The sequence below is a fragment of the Streptomyces sp. OR43 genome, from assembly GCF_008042275.1.
GTDB lineage: Bacteria > Actinomycetota > Actinomycetes > Streptomycetales > Streptomycetaceae > Streptomyces.
Window position 1 is genome coordinate 1 of record NZ_RDBK01000029.1, and the last position, 4,628, is coordinate 4,628.

General features: G+C 71.9%; 6 protein-coding genes and 1 pseudogene. 3 read left to right on the forward strand and 4 right to left on the reverse strand.

Features of this window, described 5'->3' with window-relative positions:
• Position 1: 1 nt before the first annotated feature.
• Positions 2 to 313 carry a hypothetical protein gene (locus EAO72_RS42490; RefSeq protein ID WP_261991479.1) on the forward strand — a complete coding sequence of 104 codons (312 nt, stop codon included), beginning with the start codon at positions 2 to 4 and terminating at the stop codon, positions 311 to 313.
• On the opposite strand, the pseudogene EAO72_RS43060 reads toward EAO72_RS42490, so the two are convergent.
• A pseudogene (locus EAO72_RS43060) lies at positions 238 to 450 on the reverse strand (hypothetical protein); the annotation flags it as partial. The gene EAO72_RS42490 and the pseudogene EAO72_RS43060 overlap by 76 nt on opposite strands.
• A 102-nt stretch (positions 451 to 552) precedes the next feature.
• On the opposite strand from EAO72_RS43060, the gene sigJ reads away from it, so the two are divergent.
• On the forward strand, positions 553 to 1,476 hold the full coding sequence (gene sigJ / locus EAO72_RS15330; protein WP_148017890.1) for an RNA polymerase sigma factor SigJ: 924 nt from the start codon (positions 553 to 555) through the stop codon (positions 1,474 to 1,476).
• Positions 1,477 to 1,489: 13 nt separating this feature from the next.
• On the opposite strand, the gene EAO72_RS15335 is transcribed toward sigJ, so the two are convergent.
• Positions 1,490 to 2,077 (reverse strand): hypothetical protein, encoded by a 588-nt coding sequence (locus tag EAO72_RS15335; protein WP_148017891.1) that lies wholly within the window; start codon positions 2,075 to 2,077, stop codon positions 1,490 to 1,492.
• Between the two features lie 50 nt (positions 2,078 to 2,127).
• Entirely contained in the window at positions 2,128 to 2,706 is a 579-nt protein-coding gene (locus tag EAO72_RS15340; RefSeq protein ID WP_148017892.1) for a dihydrofolate reductase family protein, read from the reverse strand.
• Positions 2,707 to 2,980: 274 nt separating this feature from the next.
• On the opposite strand from EAO72_RS15340, the gene EAO72_RS15345 reads away from it, so the two are divergent.
• Positions 2,981 to 3,625 carry a GNAT family N-acetyltransferase gene (locus EAO72_RS15345; protein WP_222724092.1) on the forward strand — a complete coding sequence of 215 codons (645 nt, stop codon included), beginning with the start codon at positions 2,981 to 2,983 and terminating at the stop codon, positions 3,623 to 3,625.
• Positions 3,626 to 3,674: 49 nt separating this feature from the next.
• Here the strand turns inward: EAO72_RS15345 and EAO72_RS15350 are convergent.
• On the reverse strand, positions 3,675 to 4,628 hold a 954-nt coding region (locus EAO72_RS15350), incomplete at its 5' end, for an endonuclease/exonuclease/phosphatase family protein (RefSeq protein WP_261991480.1).

The window sequence follows — 4,628 nt, forward strand, 5'->3', positions numbered from 1 at the left end:
GATCGCGATCGCCCTGCAGACCCTGACCATCTTCCTCCAGGCGATCTCCGCCGGACTGCTCCTGACCTCTTCCTACGGAGAGACGCTGCACAGCGTCGGCGCACGCGTCATGTACGGGGCCTCGATGCTGTACGTCATCGCCGCGATCCTGGCCTGGAAGCCGGGCGGCGGACCGACCCGGCCCATCTGGTACGCCTCGGGCTTCCTGGTCCTCGCCTCGGTCCAGGTGGTGCTCGGGATCGCGGCGATGACGTACAGCATCGAGGCCCCGTACATGACGCGTGCGCCGACGCTGTGCAGCGTCTCTCCGTAGGAAGAGGTCAGGAGCAGTCCGGCGGAGATCGCCTGGAGGAAGATGGTCAGGGTCTGCAGGGCGATCGCGATCTGCAGGAACGAGAAGTGCCGCTGTGCGGTCGTCGTCGCCCGGCCTGCACCTGCGTGGGTGGTCATGTCGCGGTCCCCTTTTCCGCCCGCTGGGCAGTAGATCGATAGGGTCTTCACCAGCCCGACGACGCGGGCCCGCGAAAGGTAAGGCGAGGGGGCGTTCGGGACGTGGGGACGGCGAGGACGGCGGGGACGGCCATCGACGACATAGCCGGCGAGCGGCGCCAACTGCTGAACGTCGCTTATCGGTTGCTCGGTTCACTGGCCGAGGCGGAGGACGCCGTCCAGGAGGCGTACACGCGCTGGTACGCACTGCCGCGGGGCCGGCGGGAGGAGATCGTCTCCCCCGGCGCCTGGCTGTCGACGGTGACCGGTCGCATCTGCCTGGACGTCCTCGGCTCGGCGCGGGCCCGGCGCGAACGGTACGTCGGCGCATGGCTGCCCGAACCGCTGCCGGACCGTTCCGAGTGGTACCGCGGCCGGGGCGCCGACCACACCGATCCCGCCGACCAGATGGTCCTGGACGAATCGGTGACGATGGCCTTCCTCGTCGTCCTGGAGTCGATGACGCCCGCCGAACGGGTCGCGTTCGTCCTGCACGACGTCTTCCGGTACCCCTTCGCCGAGATCGCCGACGTCCTCGGCCGGACCTCCGCCGCCTGCAAGCAGCTCGCAGCCTCCGCCCGGCGCCGGGTGCGCGTCGCCGGGGCCCCGGCGCCGGGGGCGGGGCAGGCGGAGGCGGTGCGGCACGTCAAGGAGGCGTGGGAGACCAAGAACGTCGCGGCCCTCGTCGGCCTCCTGGACCCGGCCGCCGTGATGACCGCCGACGGCGGCGGCCTGGCCGGCACCGCGTTGCGCCCGATCGAGGGCGGTGCGCTCATCGCCCAGTACATGGTCGCCATCGCGGACAAGGCCCCGGGCCTCGAACTCCTGGAACGGTCGGTCAACGGCACGCCGGGGCTGGTGGCCCAGCGGAACGGCGCCGTCATGACCGTGGCCTCGTTCGAAATCGCCGAGGGCCGCGTCACCCGCATCTGGGTGGTCCGCAACCCGGAGAAGCTGGGGCCGTGGCTGGGGGCGGAAGCTTCCTGAGCCCGAGCCGGTGTCAGCAGTAGACGACCGGGCACCCCCGCCGCACCGAGTGCTCAGCAGCGCGCAGGAACAGCGCGACGTAGAACGCCGCGTCCAGGTCGTCGGCCCACGGCCCCGGACGGGCGGCGGCCAGTTCCTCCGCTGCTCCTTCCCGGAACCACATGGTCAGGTCGAGGTTGTCGCACATGCGCGGGGTCTCCGCAGGCAACTCGATGGCTGTCGCCAGGCGTTGGGCGACGGCCAGGACCTGGGGTGCACCGGCGACCACGGTCGACGACTCGCTGTAGGCGGAGCCGATCGGCAGCAGGATCTCCTCGTCGAGCGAGAACGGCACCAGCACCGACCAGTTGGAGAGGGTCTCCGTCTCCTCGTGCGAGAGGTGCTCCTCGCACAGCGCGTCGAACCCGGCCATCGAGCGGCTCAGCTTCTCCTCGAAGGCCTGCCCGGAGCCGCGGACGAAGTCAGGCTCGTCCGGTACGGACTCGTAGGGTGGCAGGCCTCGTTGCCGCAGGCCCTCGTTGAGCGCCGTAGCGATCTCGCCCCACCCCTCCTCCTCACCGAACCACTCCTCCGCGCCGACGCTGATCAGGTATACGCCCATGACCGCAACGTACGCCCCGCCACTGACAGCCCCGGCCCGGCCGGATCGGTTCAGGCGTGCAGCGTGGGCCGGTAGGTGAGTTCCTGGATGTCGCCGTCGAGCGTCCGTTGGCCGGTCAGTTCCAGGTCGAAGTCGGCCGCGCCCTTGAAGATCGGGGCCAGTCCGGTCCGGCCGGTGATCACGGGGAACAGGGTCACCTGGACGCGGTCCACCAGGCCGGCCGCCATCAGCGCCCGGTTCATCGCCAGGCTGCCGTGCGAGCGCAGCGGGACGTCGGACTCCTCTTTGAGACGGGCGACGACGTCGACGGCGTCGCCCGGCTCGATGGTGGCGTCCGGCCAGTCGAGGGGGCCTTCGAGCGTGGTCGACACCACCGTCGTCGGCAGAGCCCTCATCCGGGTCACCCAGGCGTCGCGTACGTCGGAATCCTCGGTGCTCTCGGCCAGCATCTGTGCGAACAGGCGGTACGTGTTCGCCCCGAAGACCATCCGCTGCTCGTCCCGGTACAGGCCGAGGCGGTGGTCGAGGAGCTCCGGGCCCTGCTTGCCCCAGTAGCCGGTCCAGTCACCGCCCGCGCCGCCGAAGCCGTCGAGGCTGGAGAAGACGTCGAAGGTGTAGGTGGCGGTCATGATGCTCTCCTCACATGCGGCTGGTCGCGCGCCGCGGAGGCGCGCCGTAAGGAGAGACTGGCCGCACCGGCGGGACTCATCGGCCGCCACGCCGTGTCACCCCCGGATGCCGCGCGGACGGGGGTGGAGCAAGGCGTCGGCGAAGGGTGTGTCGGGCGGCTCGTCCGGCGCCGCGGCCGGTCCGGCACGAGACGGTGGCGTGCGGAGCCGGCGTGCGAGAGATTTGGGGCGCACGGGGCAACCGCCCCGCCTGCCCGCCCCCCGAAAGGCGCCCGTGAACGACCGACCGCACCCGACCGCAGCGTTCGGGATACGCGCCGCCCGCGCGGACGACCCTGCGGAGACCGACCGGCTCTACGACATCTGCCTGCGCACCGCCGCATCGGGCAAGGACGCGACGGATTCCTTCGAGGACCCACGTCTCCCCGGCGACATCTTCCTCGCCCCCTACCTCCGGTACGCCCCCGACCTCGCCTGGGTCCTCGCCCGCCCCGWCCGCSCGGCMTCCGGGTACGTCCTCGGCGTCGCCGACACCGCCTCGTTCGAGCGGACGCTGGAGCGGGAGTGGTGGCCCGCACTCCGCGCCCGGCGCGAGGGAGTGCCGTTCCGTGAGGGGTCCGCCGACGCCTTCGCCCGGAAGTGGATCGACCGCCCGCCCACCGCACCGGCCGAGGTGGCAGCGGCGTACCCCGCCCATCTGCACATCGACCTCCTGCCCGAGGCGCAGGGCGGCGGCAACGGGTCCCGGCTGATCCACACGCTGCTCGGGGCGTTGCGGAGCCGTGGCGTCGGGGGCGTTCACCTCGGCGTGGGCAAGGCGAACGCCGGTGCGGTCGGCTTCTACCGGCACCTGGGGTTCGAGGTGCTCGTGGAGGAGCCGGGCTCGTTCACGCTGGGCATGAGGCTTCAGGAGCACTGACCGCCTCCGTCACTGACCCCCGCCGCCCTCACCGACGGGAGGCGGTCCCTCAGCGCAGCGTGACCCGGGCGGTGATCGGCAGATGGTCGCTGCCGGTCGCGGGCAGGGTGTGGATGCGGCCGACCGTCGCGGAACGGGCCAGGACCTGGTCGATCCGGGCCAGCGGGAAGGACGCGGGGAAGCTGAAGGCGAAGCCGCGTTCCGACACGTTCAGCTGCGAGGTCAGCGGGGACAGACCGCGGTCGTCGACCGTGCTGTTGAGGTCGCCCAGCACGATCACCCTGCCCACCGTCTCGGCGGCGACGGCCCGGCCCAGCAGATGGGCGCTCTCGTCCCGCCAGGAGGAGGCGAATCCGCTCGGTCCGACTCGGATCGACGGCAAGTGGGCCACGTAGGCGGCGACTTCGCCCTGCGGGGTGTGGACCACGGTACGCAGCCCGCGGCTCCAGCCCTCCTCGATCTCCCTGGGCTTGATGTCCACCACGCGGGTGTCCGTGAGCGGATGCTTCGACCAGATCCCGACCGTCCCCCGGACCTCGTGGAACCGGAAGCCGGGCGCGAGAGCCTTCTCGTACGCCGGCAGGGCGGCCGGGACCAGTTCCTCCAGCGCGATCAGGTCCGGCCCGGCCTCGGCGAGCGTACGGGCCGTGCCTGCCGGGTCCCCGTTCACGTCGCTCACGTTGTGCTGCACCACGACCAGATCGCGCGCACCGGGTTCCGGCGCGGCAAGGAAGAGACCGCCGAACGCGTACGCCCAGGCCGCCACCGGCAGGAGCAGGGACAGGAGTGCCGTGACCGAGCGGCGCAGGAGGGCGCAGGCGAGCAGGACGACGGTCATGAGGCCGAGCCAGGGCAGGAACGCCTCCAGCAGGCTTCCCAGGTGGCCGGGCCGGTTGGGCAGAACGCGGGGGAAGGCGAGCAGGAGCGCGGTGAGGAGGGCGAGTCCGGCGATCACCCGCCCCCTCGTCCACCGCCCCGGCCGCTCCCACGCCCACCGGGACCC

What these genes read in the sequence shown, in the direction of transcription:
- EAO72_RS15335 (WP_148017891.1), bottom strand. Translation starts at nt 2,077, where the DNA reads ATGGGCGTATACCTGATCAGCGTCGGCGCGGAGGAGTGGTTCGGTGAG.
- EAO72_RS15340 (WP_148017892.1), bottom strand. Translation starts at nt 2,706, where the DNA reads ATGACCGCCACCTACACCTTCGACGTCTTCTCCAGCCTCGACGGCTTC.